Source organism: Azospirillum griseum (assembly GCF_003966125.1).
Lineage (GTDB): Bacteria > Pseudomonadota > Alphaproteobacteria > Azospirillales > Azospirillaceae > Azospirillum > Azospirillum griseum.
Map to the genome: position 1 here is coordinate 67,902 of NZ_RXMA01000024.1, position 17,368 is coordinate 85,269.

The following is a 17,368-nucleotide window of genomic DNA, read 5'->3' on the forward strand; positions in this document are numbered from 1 at the left end:
CGCACCGACCACGGTCGCGCCGTCGCTTTTGGTCTGGACAACGCCGCGCATCGTTCCAAACTGTTGTTCTGTCGAATGGGGATGCAACGCCATCCCGATGGGACGGAGGGCGGTCGATGACACAAACGACGGTCACTATCCGCGACGCCACGGTCGCCGACGCGCCCGGCATCGCGCGGGTGTGGATGCAAAGCTGGCGATCCACCTACCCCGGTCTGATCCCGGCGTCAGTTCTGGTCAACCTGTCGGAGGCCGCCACCGTGCGGCGCTGGCGCACGGTCATCGAAACCCAGGGTCCGGGCATCGGGACCATCGTGGCGGTGGACCGCAGCGGACGCCTGTCTCCCGACCGCCAGCCCGACGGGATCGTCGGCGTCGCCTCCTTCGGGGCGCACCGGACGGCGATGGACCGCTACGCCGGGGAAATCCACACGCTCTATCTTCTGGACGACGCCAAGGGGTTGGGCATCGGGCGGCGGATGATGGCGTCCATCGCCGACCGCCTGCTGGCCGACGCCGTGCAATCCGCCGCGCTGTGGTGTCTGGCCGACAACCCGGCCTGCTGGTTCTACGAACGGATGGGCGGAATCCGCGTGGCCGAACGCCCGATCCGCTTCGTCGGCAGCGACTTGCGGGAGGTTGCCTATGGCTGGCGCGATCTGGTCCCGCTTGCGCGCTTGTCGACCGGGCCGCAGGTGCGGTAGACACGGGCCTTGAGTCCCCCGCATCAGGATTCGTCGATGTCCTCCGCAGCCTCTTCGTCCAGCGCCGTCCTGTCCAACGAGCGCGTTCTCATCCTTGATTTCGGATCGCAGGTGACGCAGTTGATCGCGCGCCGTGTGCGCGAGACCGGCGTCTATTGCGAGATCCACCCCTTCAGCGTGAGCGCGGAGGCCATTGCCGCCTACGCGCCCAAGGCGGTGATCCTCTCCGGCAGCCCGGCGTCCGTGACCGACGAGAACGCCCCCTCAGCCCCCCAGGCCGTGTTTGACCTCGGCGTGCCGGTGCTGGGCATCTGCTATGGCCAACAGACCATGTGCCAGCAGTTGGGCGGCAACGTCTCCGGCTCCGACCATCGCGAGTTCGGGCGCGCCTTCATCGAGATCACCAGCTCTTGCGCCCTGTTCGACGGGCTGTGGGCGGTGGGATCGCGCGAACAGGTGTGGATGAGCCACGGCGACCGCGTCACCGCCATTCCGCCCGGCTTCCGCGTGGTCGCGGTCAGCGACGGCGCGCCCTTTGCTGCCATCGCCGACGACGACCGCCGCCTGTATGGCGTGCAGTTCCACCCGGAGGTGGTCCACACCCCGCACGGCGCGCAGCTTCTGGCCAATTTCGTCCACGGCGTCGCCGGTCTGAAGGGCGATTGGACGATGGCCGCCTTCAAGCAGCAGGCGATCGCCAAGATCCGCGCCCAGGTCGGCAGCGGCAAGGTGATTTGCGGCCTGTCGGGCGGCGTCGATTCGTCGGTCGCGGCGGTGCTGATCCACGAGGCCATCGGCGATCAGCTGACCTGCATCTTCGTCGACACCGGGCTGATGCGCGCCGGTGAGGCCGACGAGGTCGTGACCCTGTTCCGCGACCACTACAACATCCCGCTGATCCACCGCAACGCGTCGGACCTGTTCCTGGGCAAGCTGGCGGGCGTCACCGACCCCGAGCAGAAGCGCAAGATCATCGGCGGCCTGTTCATCGACGTGTTCGATGAGGAAAGCCACAAGATCGGCGGGGCGGAGTTCCTGGCCCAAGGCACCCTGTACCCGGACGTGATCGAAAGCGTCTCCTTCACCGGCGGCCCCTCGGTCACGATCAAGTCGCACCACAACGTCGGCGGCCTGCCCGACCGCATGAAGCTGAAGCTGGTCGAGCCGCTGCGCGAGCTGTTCAAGGACGAGGTGCGGGCGCTGGGCCGTGAATTGGGCCTGCCGCAATCCTTCATCGGCCGCCACCCTTTCCCCGGCCCCGGTCTGGCGATCCGCATCCCCGGCGAGATCACCCCGGAAAAGCTGGACATCCTGCGCAAGGCCGACACGGTCTATCTGGAGGAAATCCGCAACGCCGGTCTGTACGACGCCATTTGGCAGGCCTTCGCCGTGCTGCTGCCGGTGCGCACCGTCGGCGTGATGGGCGATGGCCGCACCTATGACCATGTGCTGGCCCTGCGCGCGGTGACGTCCACCGACGGCATGACCGCCGACTGGTATCACTTCCCGCACGAATTCCTCGCCCGCGTCTCCAACCGCATCGTCAACGAGGTGCGCGGCGTCAACCGGGTTGTCTACGACATCACGTCGAAGCCGCCGGGCACCATCGAGTGGGAATGAAACACCGTGGCTTGCGGCGTTTCTCAAACAACCGCCGCCGCCTCATAACCATTTGAAATCAAAAAGAACCACTTGCACACCATCGGAGCCTGTCGCCGCAAAGCGACGGGCTTTGACGGCGTGAGCAACGGTGTGTGTTCTTTGGAGTTGGCCGACCGTTCAGTGACGGGGGGACTTCCGGTCCAGCACGCTCACGTCACAAACCGCACATCCCCACACGGGAGCGCCGCCCTCCCCATCGCACAGCGTGGTGTTCCAAGGCTTGCGCCCTACCCCCGCTCCGACCCTGGCGCGCCGGTGCTCCACAGCAGCCCCAGGATGAAACCCTTGCAGCGCGGCAGCAGCAGCAGGGTCAGCAGCAGCGACAGCAACGGCCACACCAGCATGTGGACCCAGGTCGGCGGCTCATAGGTCTGTTCGACCGACAGCAGCGCCGGAATCACGATGTGGCCGACGATCAGGATGGTCATCCAGGGCGGTGCATCGTCGGCGCGCAAATGGCCAAAGGCCTCGCCGCAGGACGCGCAGCGCTCCACCGGCTTCAGAAAACGGTGCAGCAAGCGTCCCTGCCCGCAATTCGGACAACGGCCGATCAGCCCGCGCAAAGACGCAGCGAGTTTCGAGGGGGGCCGTGCGGTGGTCACAATCATGGCGCATCCTTCCGTGTGACCGACAATATAGGCTCCTGCCTTGCCAAAACGCAGCCCCAATCGCGCGGCCCCGGCATTCGCCGATCGCACCATCGATATGCGTTGGATGCAATCAATTATTGAAAATTTCCCATTTTTCATCCCAAAGTCGCCGGTCAACCCAACTTTTCATAGAATTGACAGAAAATTTCTGGTACGGGATATTATGTTTCACTGGAGTGAGCGTGATGCCCGTACCCTTTTCGGAAAGTGCCTACCTGCAGCGCTACCCTGACGTGGCCGCTGCCGTCACGGCTGGCAGCATCCCAAGCGGATACGCGCATTGGCTGCAATACGGCGTAAAGGAAGGGCGTATAGGAACAGCGTCAACCGGCGTCGACAAAAGCTGGTATTTGCAATCCAATCCAGATGTCGCCGCCAGCGGAATGGATGCTGAAGCGCATTATCTGGCTTATGGACAGTTCGAGGGGCGCAATCCAAACGCATATTTCAATCAAAGACAGTACTCTCAACTCAACCCCGATGTCGCCGCTGCGGTCGCCGCTGGGCAGTTTCGCACGGCCTATGATCATTTCATTGCGTACGGCCAACAGGAAAATCGCCCGCTGGGAATTAATTACACTGAAAGCGCATATTTAGAGAGAAATGCCGACGTTAAGGCTGCTGTGGCAAACGGCACCTTTTCGTCAGGCTGGGAACATTATCGCGCGTATGGTCATGCGGAAACACGCAGTACCACCAATTTTGTCGCCTTGATCACCCATTCCGATGGCTCATTGGATGTCGTCGGCTCTTCGAGTGCCGACTTCATCTTTGGAAGCAGTGGAAACGACGTGCTGAATGGCGGTCGTCAGTCTGCGTTCTCGCAGACGCGTTCGGGCAACGACTGGATCACCGGAGGGGATGGGAACGACACCATCACGGGTGGCGGCGGTGACGACACGCTCACCGGAGGAGCGGGGCAGGATCAATTCATTCTCTACGCCAGAGGTGGCTCTCTTCCCGAAGCGTTCACGGCGACCATCACTGATTTCCAACCCGGTGTTGATCAGCTGTACATTCCGATGACGTCGGCGGCTTCAGCGGCGGATCTTCTGGCGAATGCCGAGCAACGCGGCGACGACCTGTTCATCAAATACTATGTTCCGTGGGCCAGTTGGGGGTCAGGGCCGCAATATGATTCCGTGACATTGCAGAATGTCCAGCGCAGCGCGATGTCGGCGTCTGATTTTTCTCTCGGCACCACGGGCGCGAGCATCATCAGTGCAACAGGCCTGACGTCCGCTTGATCAAACGCGCGGGACGCATCTGTTGACGGGCCGGTCGTCCCGGTCTAGGGGAAGGCTTCACCGTTTCGGAGACGACGCGATCATGACCTTCCCCCGTCTGTTGTGCGCTGCGGTCGCCCTGGCCGCTTTCGCGACCCCGGTCGCCCTGTCCGGGGCCGCTCTGGCCCAGACCAAGACCGTGGCGATCACCGCCATCGTCCAGCACCCGGCTCTCGACGCCACCCGCGACGGCGTGGTCGAGGCGCTGAAGGAAGCGGGCTGGACCAGCGGCCAGAATCTGAAGGTCGAATACCAGAGCGCGCAGGGCAACCCGGCCACCGCCGCCCAGATCGCCCGCCAGTTCGCCGGGTCCAAGCCCGACGTGATCGTGCCGATCTCCACCCCGTCGGCCCAGGCGGTGGCGGCGGCGACCCGCGACATCCCGGTCGTCTTCACCGCCGTGACCGACCCGGTCAGCGCCCAGCTCGTCAAGGCGATGGACAAGCCCGGTGCCAACGTCACCGGCCTGTCGGACATGGCCCCGGTCGGCGAGCATGTCGCCCTGATCCGCGAGGTCCTGCCGAACGCCAAGCGCATCGGCGTGCTCTACAACCCCGGCGAACCGAACTCCGTCATTCTGGTGAAGGTGCTGAAGGACGAAGCGGCCAAGGCCGGCCTGTCGGTGGTCGAGGCCTCCGTGCCGAAATCGGCGGACGCCCAACCGGCCATGCGCAGCCTGATCGGCAAGGCCGACGCCGTCTATGTCCCCACCGACAACACCGTCGTCTCGGCGCTGGAAAGCGTGATCGGCGTCGCCCAGCAGGCCAAGCTGCCGCTGTTTTCCGCCGACACCGACAGCGTGACGCGCGGGGCCATCGCCACCGTCGGCTTTGATTACTTCCAGGTCGGCAAGCAGACCGGTGCCGTCGTCGCCCGCGTGCTGAAGGGTGAGAAGCCCGGCGACATCGCCGTTGGGCAGGCCAAGGGGACCGACCTGTTCGTGAACCCGAAATCGGCGGTGGCGATGGGCGTGACCATCCCCGAGGCCGTGGTGAAGCGCGCGACCAAGGTGGTTGGCCAGTAACCCCCGCCACCCCGGCCATCCCTTGCGGCATCGCCGCCCCCGCCCACCCCACAGGCCGGGTGGGCGGCGTCGCCGCAAGGGATGGCCGCTGTTCATGAGTGATGGTCTCCCATGAGTGAAATCGCCCTGTTCGGTGCCGTCGAGATCGGCCTTGTCTACGCGCTGGTCGCCGTCGGTGTGTATCTGTCCTTCCGTGTCCTGGATTTCCCCGACCTGACCGTGGACGGCAGTTTCCCCCTGGGGGCCGCCGTCTGCGCGGTGCTGCTGATCGCGGGCGTCAACCCGTGGCTGGCCAGTCTGGCCGCCGGGTTGGCCGGGGCGGCGGCGGGTCTGGTCACGGCGGTGCTGAACGTGCGGTTCAAGATCCTGCATCTGCTCGCCAGCATCCTGACGATGATCGCGCTGTTCTCCGTCAATCTGCGGGTGATGGGGCGGCCCAATGTGGCGCTGCTGATGCAGGACACGGTGTTGACGCCCTTCTACGGGCTGGGCCTGCCCGACCACATCGTCCGTCCGCTGGTGGTGCTGGTCATCGTGGCGGCGGTTGTGCTGCTGCTGGCGCGCTTCCTGTCCAGCGAATACGGGCTGGCGATGCGCGCCACCGGCGTCAACGCCCGCATGGCCCGCGCCCAGGGCATCAACACCGACGCCCACATTTGCAGCGGCATCGCCCTGTCGAACGGCCTCTGCGGGCTGGCGGGCGCACTGTTCGCCCAGACCAACGGCTTTGCCGACGTCACCACCGGCATCGGGACCATCGTCGTCGGTCTGGCCGCCGTGATCGTCGGTGAAACCGTGCTGCCCGCCCGCGCGCTGCTGCTGGCGCTGGTCGGCTGCGTCGTCGGCTCCATCCTGTACCGGCTGGCGGTTCAGGTGGCCTTGACCGCCGACGTGATCGGGCTGCAAGCCTCCGACCTCAACCTCGTCACCGCGCTGCTGGTCGCGGTCGCCCTGATCCTGCCCCGCCTGAAGGGCAAATCCCGCGCCGTGAGGGCCGCCCGATGATCGTCGTCCAGGACATCCACGTCACCTTCGGGCGCGGCACGCCGCTGGAAAAGCACGCGCTGCGCGGCATCGACCTGACCATCCCGGAGGGGGAGTTCGTCACCGTCATCGGCTCCAACGGGGCGGGCAAATCCACCTTCCTTGGCGCGCTGGCGGGCGACGTGCTGGCCGAACAGGGCCGCATCGCCATCGACGAGTGCGACGTCACCCGTTGGGACACGCCCAAGCGCGCCGGTCTGGTCGCCCGCGTCTTCCAGGACCCGTTGGCGGGCACCTGCGCCACCCTGACCATTGAAGAGAACATGGCGCTGGCCGCCGCGCGCGGGCAGCGGCGCGGGCTGGGGCTGGCCTTGGCGAGCGAGCGGCGCAACGGCTTCCGCGACCGCATCGCCGCGCTGGGGTTGGGGCTGGAAAACCGCCTGCACGACCGCATGGGCCTGCTGTCGGGCGGGCAGCGCCAGGCGGTGAGCCTGCTGATGGCCGCGCTGGCCGGATCGAAAATCCTGCTGCTGGACGAGCACACCGCCGCGCTGGACCCGGCGACCGCCGATTTCGTGCTGGACCTGACCCGGCGGATCGTGCGCGACAACCGCCTGACCACGCTGATGGTCACGCACTCCATGCGGCAGGCGCTGGATTACGGCGACCGCACCTTGATGCTGCACGAGGGGCGCGTGGTGCTGGACGTGTCGGGCACGACGCGTGCCGGGCTGGACGTGCCGCATCTGCTGGCCCTGTTCGCCAAGCAGCGCGGCGGGGCGGAAATCAGCGACGACAGCCTGTTGATCGGCTGAAAAAGGGACCGGGGTGCGACACGACGCCCCCCGGTCCTGTTTTGTTGGCTCAGGCGCTGCGGATTTGCCCGAGGAAGCGGCCCATCGCCGTTTGCAGGGCGCTCGATTCACCGGACAGCCGGTTGGCGGTGTCCAACACGGCCTGGGTCGAGGATCCGGCCTCCTGCGCGGCGGCGGTGACTTTGCCGATGGCCGCCGACATCGCCGCCGTTCCCCGCGCCGCCCGCTCGACGTTGCCGGCGATCCGGCTGGTGGCCTGCCCTTGCTGGCGGACAGCGGCGGCGATGGAGCCGGAAATCTCGTCGATCCGCCCGATCACCGTCACCATCTGGCGAATCGCCTGATCGGCCCGCGCGCTTTCGGTCTGCACCGCCGACACCTGCGCCCCGATCTCGTCGGTGGCCTTGGCCGTCTGGTTCGCCAGACTCTTCACCTCGTTGGCGACGACGGCGAAGCCCTTGCCCGCCTCCCCCGCCCGCGCCGCTTCGATGGTGGCGTTCAGCGCCAGCAGATTGGTTTGGCTGGCGATGTTGTTGATGAGCGCGATCACCTGCCCGATGCGCGACGCCGATTCGGCCAGCGCCTTCATGATGACGTCGGTGTTGGCGGCCTCCTCCACCGCGCTGCGGGCGATCTGGGTCGATTCCGACACCTGACGGTCGATCTCGGCCACCGATTGCGCCAATTCGTCGGCGGCGCTTGCCACCGTCTCGACGTTCGACGCCGCGTCCTGCGAGGCCGCCGCGACCAGCGAGGATTGCGATACCACCTGTTCGGACATCGCCGACATCGCCTGCGCCGCCGTCTTCATCGCCACCGACGAATGGGCGACCGCCGACACGGTTTGCGCCACCTCCGACTCAAAGCTCTGCGCCAGCCCGTTCATCGTGGCGCGGCGCTGCTCGGTTGCCGTCCGTTCGCTCTGCATCTGAGCCTCGCGCAAATGCACCGCCTCCCCCATCGCGGTTTGGAAGGTGCGGGTCGCGCGCGCCATCGCCCCGATCTCGTCGGTCTGGTCCAGACCGGGAATCGTCACGGTGGTCTGCCCCTCGCTCAACGCGTTCATCGCGTCCTTCAGGCTGGCCAAGGGCGTCAGCACCCGGCGGAACAGCGTCCACAGCACCGCCACGATGATCAGTGCCAACCCTCCCAGCGCGATCAGAAAGAGTTGGGTGGCCGCCGCCTCGCGCGCCTCGGCCTTGGCGATCGCGGCGGAGGTGCGCGCGCTCAACAGGACATAGAATTCATCCACCGGGGCCATGATGTTGGCCTTGAAGGCGTGATACTCCGGGGAATGCATCAGCTTGCGCGCCAGTTCCAGATCGGGCGGCCCCTTGCGGGTGAATTTGCCGGTCCCGTCGTCGAACAGCCCCTTCACCGCGTTCATGGCGATGGTTTCGGTCTTCACCAACCCGTCGGAATTGGCCTGCGCCTGCTTGAGCTTGGCGAACTCCGCCTCGGTGAAGCCCGCGCGGGTCATCAGTTCCTGCAAGGGAACGGTGACGCCATCGGCGCGCGGCTTGGCGTTTCCGGCGGCGACGAAATCCCAGTAAATGCGGTGATACTCCGTCGGGCGGGGCTTCTTGCCGTTGCGGATGTCCAGCACCGCCCAATACTGGTCCTCATACCGCGCGTCACCGGTTACGACGTAAGTACGAGCAAGCCGTGTCAGATCATCCGAACTTTGGCGCAGCTCATCCGCCAAAAGATAGGATTCGTATCGAGCGTTGACCGCCTGAGACACCTCATCCCGCGCCAAGCGGACGTTCCAGAATGCCAAAATATTGAGCAGAACCGCCACAGGCAGAGTGAGCGCGAAGACAATCATCAGCGCTTTGATCGACAGCCGGGTCATCCTGATGGAACCTCATCAACGGGTGGTTCCTTTCAGGAGACATCAGATAATTCGGCAAATCCATATGCATGATGCGCAAACGCGACAAACCGCGCTTTGCGGAAAAATTTGTGTGAATGCCCTGTGAACAACCTTTACCAGAGAAAGAAGCCTCGCACTCTTCTGCAACTTCTCAGTCGAAACTCAACGAAAAGGACGCACGCCCCTCCCCGGCCATCGCGCGCTGCCACATGGCGGCAAAGGCCGCCTCCAGCGCCCGGGTGAAGCGCACGCCGTCCAGGGCCGGGGACGCGGCCAGCCGGTCGCGCAGCCCCGCGCGCACCGCCGCCAACCCGTGCGCGTCCGAGACCAGTGCTGCCGCCATCGCGACATAGGCCGCCTCGTCCGCCACCGCCAGCGCCGCCATTCCGGCGGAGGTCAGGTGAGTCACGGCATGGCGGGCGCAAAAGCGGTCGCCGCCCAGCGTCACCACCGGCACGCCCATCCACAACGCTTCCAGCGTCGTCAACCCACCCGAATAGGGGAAGGGGTCCAACGCCACATCGATCTCGCCATAGCCGCCCAGGAATTGCCGATGCGGCGCGCCACCACGCAGGATGATCCGCTCCGGATCAACGCCCGCCTGGATAAACAGCGCCAACGCCCGCGCCCGCTGGTCGGGGTCGTCCAGCCCGGGCGAGCGCAGCAGCAGCCGGGCGTTCGGCACCGCCGCCAGCACCCGCGCCCACAGCCCCGCCACCGCCGGGTTGAGCTTGGGCAACGCGTTGAGCGACCCAAAGGTCGGGTGGCCGTTCGCCAGCATCGGCAGCGGGGCCACCGGCGGCGCATCCTCGGGCGGTCCCCAGGGCACATAGGCGTCCGGCATGCGCACAACGCCTTCAATCACCCAGCCGTCGGCCCCCTCCGGGCTTTGGCGGCGGTCGGAGATCAGGTAATCCATCGCGGGCAGCCCGGTCGTGCCGACATAGCCCGCCCAGGTCGCTTGCACCGGGGCCGCGCGCTGGGCAAACACGCCCAACCGGTTGCCGAAGGTGTGGCCCGCCAGATCGACCAGCACATGGATGTTGTCGGCGCGGATGCGGGCCAACAGGTCAGCGTCGCTCATCCCGGCGGTCCACACCCAGCCATCGGCCAGCCCACGCAGCCGCTCCGTCTTCCAATCCGGGTTGGTGGTGTTGGCGTAGCAGACGACCTCCACCGACTCGCGATCGTGCGCCGCCAGCACCGGTTCCAGAAAGAACCCCACCGGATGCGCGCGAAAATCGGGAGAGACATAGCCGATGCGCAGCTTGGGCGCGGGTGGGGCCACCGCTGCGGCTGGCCGGTCGGGGTAACGAGCGCCCCAATCGGCGTGGGCCTGCGCGATCTCCTCCATCCGCCGCGCCGGATCGAACTGCATCAGATACAGCCGGGCGGTGTGCAGCGAATCGGCGGTGGGGTGCAAACGCAAGGCGCGCTCCACCGAACGCAACGCTGCGTCCAACCGGCCTTGCAAGGACAACACCCGGGACGCCCGGTTGGCCAACACCTCCGCCCGCGCGGGATCCCGCGTCAACGCGGCGCAAAAGGCACGGTCGGCTTCGCCCAAACGATCCAACTCGGCCAACGTGTTGCCAAGATTGTAAGGATGAATCCAACTGTCCGGGTCCATCACCGCCGCCCGGCGATGGAGCGTCGCGGCCTCTCCCCGCCGACCCAGCGCGCGCAGCAGAACCCCGGCGTTGACGGTGGCCGCCCGTGCGGCCGGATCGAGCGCCATGGCACGGCGCAACACGGTTTCCGCCAGATCGTCGCGCCCGGCGTCGCGCAGCCGCGCCGCCACCGCCACCAGCCCATCCAGGGCCAGCGCCAGCCCGCCATCCAGGTTCAACGCCCCGGCGTAGGCCTGCACGGCCCCCAGCGCGTCGCCCTTGCTTTCCAACACCAGCCCGTAATTCGCCCACCAGGCGGCCACGCCGGGGCGGGCGGTGATCGCCTGGGCGATCAGGTCCAGCGCGTCATCCAGACGCCCCGCCTGCGCCGCGATTAGGCCCTGGCGGTGCGCTCCCTCGGCCTGCTCCGGCGTCATGGCGGGTGTCCTTCTCGTCTGGCGTTCGTTTTTGTTGTTACCCCTCGGACCGGCCCAACTGGTCCATCAACTCGCGCCATTCGCGCTTGGACAGGCCGCTGACCTCCTGCGTCACCGCTTCCCCGGCCAACAGGCGCTTCACCACATCCAAACCGTTGCGCGACAGATGCGCCCCGCCCTGGCGGTAGTCGGTGAACGCCTCATAGACGGCCGGAACCCAGCGCTTGACGATGTCGAGCATCGCTTCGGCGTAGACGCGGATTTCATACTGCGCGTGGCTGTCGGCACGCAGGGACAGGAAATGCAGCAGGTTTTGAAGATCAACCTTCCAATACCACTGCGTGTAGTAGTTCAGCGGCAGATTCATCCGGGCCAACTCACGCGCCAAACCCTGGCGGGCCGGGTCGATGATCGTGCCGTCCTCGCGCTGGTTCAGCAGTTCTTCATAATGGCTGTAGGCGCGTTCGGAATCCTCGCGCAGCAGCCGCAGGACCGCCGCCGCCTCCTCGCCCTCCAGCACATCGCCCCGCCCCTGGCGGTTGATGACCGCCTGCGCGCCCAACTGGTCGGGGGCGGGCACATAGAACTCGCGATCGAGAATCGAATAGCGCGCCGAATATTCGTTCACGTTGGCGGTGCGGTGGCGAATCCACTGGCGGGCCACGAAGATCGGCAGCTTGACGTGGAACTTGATCTCGCACATCTCGAACGGGGTCGAGTGGCGATGACGCATCAGATACTTGATGAGACCCGCGTCCTCGCTGACCTTCTTCGTGCCCTTGCCATAGGACACGCGGGCGGCCTGCACGACGGCGGCGTCGTCGCCCATGTAATCGACCACGCGGACGAAGCCGTGATCCAGCAGTTCGACCGGTTGATACAGAATCTCTTCCAGCGCTGGAACGGTGGCGCGGCGGGTGGTGGCGGTGACGGCGCGCAGGCGATCAATCTCGTCGCGCTGCTCGGGCGTGATCGGCATGGTGACTCCAGAGGGTTCGATGGCGCGCACTTTAGGCGCTGCGCCCGGCCAATCCAAGCCGCAAGGCGACGCACCCCACTCATTCGTGCCGATCGCAACGCAAACCCTTCCCTTGTGGCACCTTACCCCCTATATTCCGCTGCGTCGGCTTGCCGACTATGGCGATAAACGCCCTGTGGAATAAGCGTTGTGGACCCGGGGGCGGTACCCGGCGCCTCCACCAACCACACACCGGTGTCATTGACCGGGGTCGTTGGGGGCGAAACAGGATCGACACGCGTGGTAAAGGCATGGTTTTCGCTCGGCATGGTTCCGCCGTTATCGGGCCATTGCAATAGTTGCCAATGACAACGTTGCTCAGGCTCGCCTCGCTGCCTAACGGCGGCTGGTAGCCTAAACCTAATCCCCGATGGTTAGCGCCTGAGGGTGGGGCCGTGGGCCGCCTAGCAACAGAAGGCCCACACCTAACCTCGTCATCATTGTTTCGCGTTCGCGATTGTCAGGGACCCGCCCAAGCATGGCCAAAGAACAGCTTCGTTACGACCGGATGGTGGAAACCGCGTTGCGCGGTGTCGTTCGCGAAGCCTTGACCGAGGTGGCGGAGCGTGGGTTGCCCGGCAACCATCACTTCTACCTGACCTTCCGCAGCGCCTATCCCGGCGTGGAAATCCCGGCCTATCTGGCCGCGCAATACCCGCAGGAAATGACCATCGTCCTGCAATTCCAGTATTATGGGCTGGAGGTGCACGACAACCATTTCGAAGTGACGTTGAGCTTCAACAACGTCCACGAGCGTCTTGTCATCCCGTTCGGCGCGATCACCACCTTTGCTGATCCGTCGGTGAATTTCGCCCTGCAATTCCAGCCGGTCGTCCCCGCCGAATCGGCGGAGATCGCCGCGATGCCGACCCGGCCGACGGCGGTCGAGCGCAAGGAAAAGGACGCCGAGGAGGCCAAGCCCGCCGACAGCGCCGAGGAGCCGAAGCGCGGCGAGGTCGTGACCCTGGACGCCTTCCGCAAAAAGTAAGCCGGTCAAAGACAACACCGCCTCATGGCCCGCCCGCCCAGCGATTTCGTCACCGATCTGTGCGAAACGCTGTCGCGGTTGGGCGATGTGCGGGCGCGCCGCATGTTTGGCGGCTATGGCATCACCTGCGACGGCGTGAGCTTTGCGCTCGTCTCGTCCGACGATGTTCTCTATTTCAAGGTCGATGACGGCAACCGCGACGCCTACACGGCGTTGGGGCTGGAACCGTTCCAGCCGATGGCCGACAAGCCGGTCACGCTGTCTTACCACCCACCACCCGAATCCGCGCTCGATGACCCGCAAGAGCTTTTGGCCTGGGCGCGTCCGGCGTTGGAGGCCGGGTTGCGCGCCGCCCACGCCAAACAGCGCAAGGTGGCCAAGCGGGGCACAGGCCCCAAACAGAGCAAAGGCCTCGAACAGGGCAAAGGGCCGGAAGAGCGCTGAGCCGCCCTCCCCCAGCCCATCCCCCTCACACCGCGTCGCTGCGGGTCTGCGGCACCGAATCGAGCGCGCTGGCGGCGCTGCGCTGGCGCACCTGACGGGCAAAGCGCATCGGGCTGGGCAGATGCGCCAGCAGGCCGTTCAGCTTGCCCATGGTGGCCGTCGCCTTGCCCACCCGCATCACATCGGCCAAACGGCGATCCAGGAACGCCCAGCTTTCGGCGTGATCCTCCGACGGGTCGTCCAGCCAATAGAAGGTGGTGGCGCTGACCACGGCGGCCAGCAGCGCCCGCTTGGTGTAGTGGTTGTAATCGGTGGCGGTGTCGCCCGCCGCGAACCACAGCGAATCGACGGTGGCGTGCAGCAACGACAGGCCCAGCGGGATGTTCTGCGGCATCGCCAGATAGGCCAGTTGCCGCCGCTTGGCCTCGCGGTGCGGTTCCAGCACCTCGAAATGGGTGCGGACGGCGCGCGCGATCTTCTCGCGCACCTTCAGGCCGTCGAGCGGGTCGGCGTCGAGTCGCTTCAGGGTTTCGGCGTCGGTCCAGGCGCTGAAATGAGCCACCGCGTCGGCCACACCGCCGGGAAAGGCGCGCAGCAGCGCGGTGGAGTCCAACCCGGCCTGTTCGGCCCCGTCCCGCAGGGATTGCAGGCTCCAGCCATCGAACAGGACGTTGGGCAGGGTGGCGAGCAGCAGCTCGTCGCGCAGTTGGTCGATGGTCATGACGGGTCTCCCGCCCGTGTCAGGGCGTCGGTCAGGTGATGGCTTTCCTCGAGCGTGGCGAGGAGGCGCGTGTCGGTCACACGGTCCAGATACAGATGGCCGTCGAGATGATCGCATTCGTGCTGGACGACTCGGGCGTGGAAGCCCTCGGCGATCCGGCTGATCGGCGCGCCGTCCAACCCGACTCCGCTCACACGGATGCGGGTGACGCGCGGGACCAGCCCGCGCAGGGCCGGGACCGACAGGCAGCCTTCCAGCCCGGATTCGGTCTCGTCGGTCAGCGCCTCGATCACCGGGTTGATCAGCACGGTGGGCGGAATCTCCACCCCGCCCGACCGGGCGGCGGGCACCCGGTACACGATCATCCGCAGGGATTCGCCCACCTGGGGGGCCGCCAGACCGACGCCGGGCGCGTCCAACATGGTGTCGATCATGTCGGCGGCGAGCCGCGCGATCTCCGGCGCGGTCGGGTCGGCAACCGGGCTGGCGATCGCGCGCAGCACCGGGTTGCCGATCTGGGAAATCGTCAACAAGGCCATGGCCTATTATCTGGGAGCGGAGGCCGTGGCGGCAACTGTTTCGCGGAGTCCCGCGATGAAAAGACCCACTTCTTGTTTCCGCCCGCAGAAACGGCATGAACAGAGGACAGACAAGACCAATCAAGCCCCGTGTAGCGGCCTGAATCCGGCCGGTTGGCGTCTGGGCGGGAACCTAGTCAGATTGGCAAAGAGTCCTCTTCACAAGACCGCAACAGCGTGCTACACACTGCCTCACACAAGGGGTGCGCCCGCCGCGCATGCCTGTCTGTTGCTAGGTGCAACATGACTCACTTGGAAGGGTGACGGTTAACGTGCAAGTTCTGGTCCGAGACAACAACGTCGATCAGGCCCTCCGCGCGCTCAAGAAGAAGATGCAGCGCGAGGGCATTTTCCGTGAAATGAAGCTGCGTCGCAACTACGAGAAGCCCTCGGAAAAGCGCGCCCGCGAGAAGGCCGAAGCGGTTCGCCGCACCCGGAAGCTTCTCCGCAAGCGTATGGAACGCGAGGGCTATTGATCGTTCGGCGTTCTTCGGACGCCTGCGATTGGGGCGTGCTTCGGCGCGCCCAAGACCCCTTTGTGTCTTGCACCTGGACCGTCCCGTGAGGTATCGCGTGGGCGGTTTTGGTGTGTCCGGGGTTTGGTGAAAGCCTTCCCTCCCCCGCACCACGCATCCTCCCCCAGCCGCCGGAAGGGTCGTCATGAGCGCTTCGAAGTCGATCACCCGCCTGTCCACGCCGGATTTGCGCGCGCGCAAGGGGGCGGAGCCGATTGTCTGCCTGACCGCCTACACCGCGCCGATGGCGCGCCTGCTCGACCAGCATGTCGATCTGCTGCTGGTCGGCGATTCGCTGGGCATGGTGGTCTATGGGCTGGACAGCACGCTTCCCGTGTCGCTCGACATGATGATCGCCCACGGGGCGGCGGTGGTGCGCGCGTCCGAACAGGCCTGCGTCGTCGTCGATCTGCCGTTCGGCTGCTATCAGGAAAGCCCGCAGGCGGCCTTTCGCGCCTCGGCCCGCGTGATGCAGGAAACCGGCGCGCAGGCGGTGAAGCTGGAAGGCGGCTTGGAGATGGCCGAAACGGTGGCCTTTCTGACCGCGCGCGGCATCCCGGTGATGGGCCATGTCGGCCTGACGCCGCAATCGGTCAACACGCTGGGTGGCTACAAGGCGTTGGGGCGGGATCCGGCGGTGGCCGAGCGCATCGTCGCCGACGCGCGCGCCATCGCCCAGGCCGGGGCCTTCTCGGTCGTGCTGGAAGCGGTGATGGAGCCGTTGGCCCGCCGCATCACCGAAGAAATCGCCATTCCCACCATCGGCATCGGTGGTTCGCCCGCCTGCGATGGGCAAGTGTTGGTGACGGACGACATGCTGGGCCTGTTTGGCCAGTTCCAGCCGAAATTCGTCAAACGCTACGCCGAGATGGCCGACACCGTCACCCAGGCGGTGGCCAGCTACGCCGCCGAGGTGCGCACCCGCCGTTTCCCCGGCCCGGAGCATTGCTTCGGCATCAAGAAGCCGACAACGACCGACGCCTGAGGGCCAGCGCCCATCACCGGCACGGGCCGACCATCGGCGTCACACCTCCGTCAGCAGAAACAGCGACGTGGCGCACAGCCACAAGCCGAACAGCAGGACACAGCACATCACGCGGGTCCACAGGCCGATCTGCGCGTCAACGGGCGGGGTGTCTTCGAACTCGTCCATCATCGGGCGGCTCCGCTTGAGGGGGACCACCCGGCGGAGCGGTTCCACCGGGTCTGTCCCTGGTCATTTCATGCCTCAAGCTCTACCGGCGCGGTGTTTCCCCTGTGTGTCTCCCGGCCGGGCTTTGTGTAACAGAACGTAACCGGGTCACAGCCCGTCCACGACGATCATCTTGAAATCGGCGGCGTCCTTGCGGGCCTCACGCGCCTCCTTGTATTCCGGGCTGTCGTAAAACGCCTTGGCGGCGGCGTAATCGGGAAATTCCAGGATCACCACCCGGCCCGGCTGCCAACCACCTTCCAGAACCTCCGTCTGGCCGCCCCGGCTCAGAAACCGCCCGCCATTCTTGGCGATGGCGTTGGGCGTCAGCGACTTGTAACGCTCGTAAGCGACGCTGTCGGTGATGCGGACGTCGGCGATCACATAGGCGGGCATGGCAACGGCTCCCACAAGATTGTCCAAACATGAAAAAGGCGCGAGGAGCCTAGCCCCTCGCGCCCGCAGCCGCAAACCCCGTTGTCGGAGGCGTCGGTCAGGCCTCCATGGCCTTGACGACCTCTTCGGTGACTTTCTTGGCGTCGCCGAAGAGCATCATGGTGTTGGGGCGGAAGAACAGCTCGTTTTCGACACCGGCGTAACCGGCGGCCATGCCGCGCTTGATGAAGAAGACGGTCTTGGCCTTTTCCACGTCCAAAATCGGCATGCCGAAGATGGGCGAGGCCGGGTCGGTCTTGGCCGCCGGGTTGGTCACGTCGTTGGCGCCGATGACGAAGGCGACGTCCGCCGTGCCGAAGTCACGGTTGATGTCCTCCAGCTCGAACACCTCGTCGTAGGGGACGTTGGCTTCGGCCAGCAGCACGTTCATGTGGCCGGGCATGCGGCCCGCCACCGGATGGATGGCGT

The 17,368-nt window shown here is 65.9% G+C and carries 19 protein-coding genes and 1 other RNA gene; 11 read left to right on the forward strand and 9 right to left on the reverse strand.

Annotation, left to right across the window (positions count from 1 at the left end; all coding sequences use genetic code 11):
* The first annotated feature begins 116 nt into the window (after positions 1 to 116).
* Positions 117 to 704, forward strand: a complete 588-nt coding sequence (locus EJ903_RS20425) for a GNAT family N-acetyltransferase (RefSeq protein WP_126618890.1) — start codon at positions 117 to 119, stop codon at positions 702 to 704.
* A 36-nt stretch (positions 705 to 740) separates the two neighbouring features.
* Entirely contained in the window at positions 741 to 2,324 is a 1,584-nt protein-coding gene (guaA, locus tag EJ903_RS20430) for a glutamine-hydrolyzing GMP synthase (protein WP_126618892.1), read from the forward strand.
* 269 nt (positions 2,325 to 2,593) lie between these two features.
* Here guaA and EJ903_RS20435 read toward each other — a convergent pair whose 3' ends face one another.
* The gene (locus EJ903_RS20435; protein WP_246015799.1) at positions 2,594 to 2,884 is read right to left on the reverse strand and encodes a DUF983 domain-containing protein; all 291 of its coding nucleotides are present in this window, start codon (positions 2,882 to 2,884) and stop codon (positions 2,594 to 2,596) included.
* Between the two features lie 317 nt (positions 2,885 to 3,201).
* Here EJ903_RS20435 and EJ903_RS27775 point away from each other — a divergent pair, with 317 nt between their 5' ends.
* The 4 genes from EJ903_RS27775 (at position 3,202) to EJ903_RS20455 (ending at position 7,125) form a co-directional block, all read left to right on the forward strand.
* On the forward strand, positions 3,202 to 4,263 hold the full coding sequence (locus EJ903_RS27775) for a calcium-binding protein (protein WP_126618896.1): 1,062 nt from the start codon (positions 3,202 to 3,204) through the stop codon (positions 4,261 to 4,263).
* Between the two features lie 82 nt (positions 4,264 to 4,345).
* Positions 4,346 to 5,326: an ABC transporter substrate-binding protein gene (locus EJ903_RS20445; RefSeq protein WP_126618899.1), complete on the forward strand. Its 981-nt coding sequence runs from the start codon at positions 4,346 to 4,348 to the stop codon at positions 5,324 to 5,326.
* A 111-nt stretch (positions 5,327 to 5,437) separates the two neighbouring features.
* On the forward strand, positions 5,438 to 6,331 hold the full coding sequence (locus tag EJ903_RS20450; RefSeq protein WP_126618901.1) for an ABC transporter permease: 894 nt from the start codon (positions 5,438 to 5,440) through the stop codon (positions 6,329 to 6,331).
* Entirely contained in the window at positions 6,328 to 7,125 is a 798-nt protein-coding gene (locus EJ903_RS20455) for an ABC transporter ATP-binding protein (RefSeq protein ID WP_126618903.1), read from the forward strand. The genes EJ903_RS20450 and EJ903_RS20455 overlap by 4 nt, the downstream gene beginning before the upstream one ends.
* Before the next feature lie 49 nt (positions 7,126 to 7,174).
* Here EJ903_RS20455 and EJ903_RS20460 read toward each other — a convergent pair whose 3' ends face one another.
* The 3 genes from EJ903_RS20460 to thyX form a co-directional block, all read right to left on the reverse strand.
* Positions 7,175 to 8,980, reverse strand: a complete 1,806-nt coding sequence (locus EJ903_RS20460; protein ID WP_126618905.1) for a methyl-accepting chemotaxis protein — start codon at positions 8,978 to 8,980, stop codon at positions 7,175 to 7,177.
* Positions 8,981 to 9,152: 172 nt separating this feature from the next.
* Complete coding sequence (locus tag EJ903_RS20465) at positions 9,153 to 11,048, reverse strand: O-linked N-acetylglucosamine transferase, SPINDLY family protein (protein WP_126618907.1); 1,896 nt, start codon at positions 11,046 to 11,048, stop codon at positions 9,153 to 9,155.
* 37 nt (positions 11,049 to 11,085) lie between these two features.
* The gene (gene thyX / locus EJ903_RS20470; protein WP_126618909.1) at positions 11,086 to 12,027 is read right to left on the reverse strand and encodes an FAD-dependent thymidylate synthase; all 942 of its coding nucleotides are present in this window, start codon (positions 12,025 to 12,027) and stop codon (positions 11,086 to 11,088) included.
* Between the two features lie 103 nt (positions 12,028 to 12,130).
* Here thyX and ssrA point away from each other — a divergent pair.
* From ssrA to EJ903_RS20485, 3 genes are all read left to right on the forward strand, one after another.
* Positions 12,131 to 12,492, forward strand: a transfer-messenger RNA (tmRNA) gene (gene ssrA / locus EJ903_RS20475).
* A 52-nt stretch (positions 12,493 to 12,544) separates the two neighbouring features.
* Positions 12,545 to 13,054, forward strand: coding sequence for an SspB family protein (locus tag EJ903_RS20480; protein WP_126618911.1), 510 nt, complete (start codon positions 12,545 to 12,547; stop codon positions 13,052 to 13,054).
* Positions 13,055 to 13,078: 24 nt separating this feature from the next.
* A complete protein-coding gene (locus EJ903_RS20485; protein ID WP_126618913.1) occupies positions 13,079 to 13,498 on the forward strand; it encodes a TfoX/Sxy family protein in 420 nt (139 codons plus the stop codon).
* Positions 13,499 to 13,523: 25 nt separating this feature from the next.
* Here the strand turns inward: EJ903_RS20485 and EJ903_RS20490 are convergent, their stop codons facing one another.
* Positions 13,524 to 14,219 carry a COQ9 family protein gene (locus EJ903_RS20490; protein WP_126618915.1) on the reverse strand — a complete coding sequence of 232 codons (696 nt, stop codon included), beginning with the start codon at positions 14,217 to 14,219 and terminating at the stop codon, positions 13,524 to 13,526.
* The gene (gene def / locus EJ903_RS20495; protein ID WP_126618917.1) at positions 14,216 to 14,758 is read right to left on the reverse strand and encodes a peptide deformylase; all 543 of its coding nucleotides are present in this window, start codon (positions 14,756 to 14,758) and stop codon (positions 14,216 to 14,218) included. The genes EJ903_RS20490 and def overlap by 4 nt, the downstream gene beginning before the upstream one ends.
* Before the next feature lie 311 nt (positions 14,759 to 15,069).
* Between def and rpsU the strand changes: the two genes are divergently transcribed.
* Both rpsU and panB read left to right on the forward strand, forming a co-directional pair.
* Positions 15,070 to 15,273 (forward strand): 30S ribosomal protein S21, encoded by a 204-nt coding sequence (rpsU, locus tag EJ903_RS20500; RefSeq protein ID WP_012974546.1) that lies wholly within the window; start codon positions 15,070 to 15,072, stop codon positions 15,271 to 15,273.
* Between the two features lie 184 nt (positions 15,274 to 15,457).
* Positions 15,458 to 16,297, forward strand: coding sequence for a 3-methyl-2-oxobutanoate hydroxymethyltransferase (panB, locus tag EJ903_RS20505; protein WP_126618919.1), 840 nt, complete (start codon positions 15,458 to 15,460; stop codon positions 16,295 to 16,297).
* 39 nt (positions 16,298 to 16,336) lie between these two features.
* Here panB and EJ903_RS27020 read toward each other — a convergent pair whose 3' ends face one another.
* The 3 genes from EJ903_RS27020 to EJ903_RS20515 form a co-directional block, all read right to left on the reverse strand.
* Positions 16,337 to 16,513: a hypothetical protein gene (locus tag EJ903_RS27020; protein WP_158627960.1), complete on the reverse strand. Its 177-nt coding sequence runs from the start codon at positions 16,511 to 16,513 to the stop codon at positions 16,337 to 16,339.
* A gap of 99 nt (positions 16,514 to 16,612) precedes the next feature.
* Positions 16,613 to 16,900, reverse strand: coding sequence for a DUF1330 domain-containing protein (locus EJ903_RS20510; RefSeq protein ID WP_126618921.1), 288 nt, complete (start codon positions 16,898 to 16,900; stop codon positions 16,613 to 16,615).
* A gap of 97 nt (positions 16,901 to 16,997) precedes the next feature.
* Positions 16,998 to 17,368: NAD(P)(+) transhydrogenase (Re/Si-specific) subunit beta (locus EJ903_RS20515; protein ID WP_148105290.1), on the reverse strand; the 371-nt coding region annotated here is incomplete at its 5' end.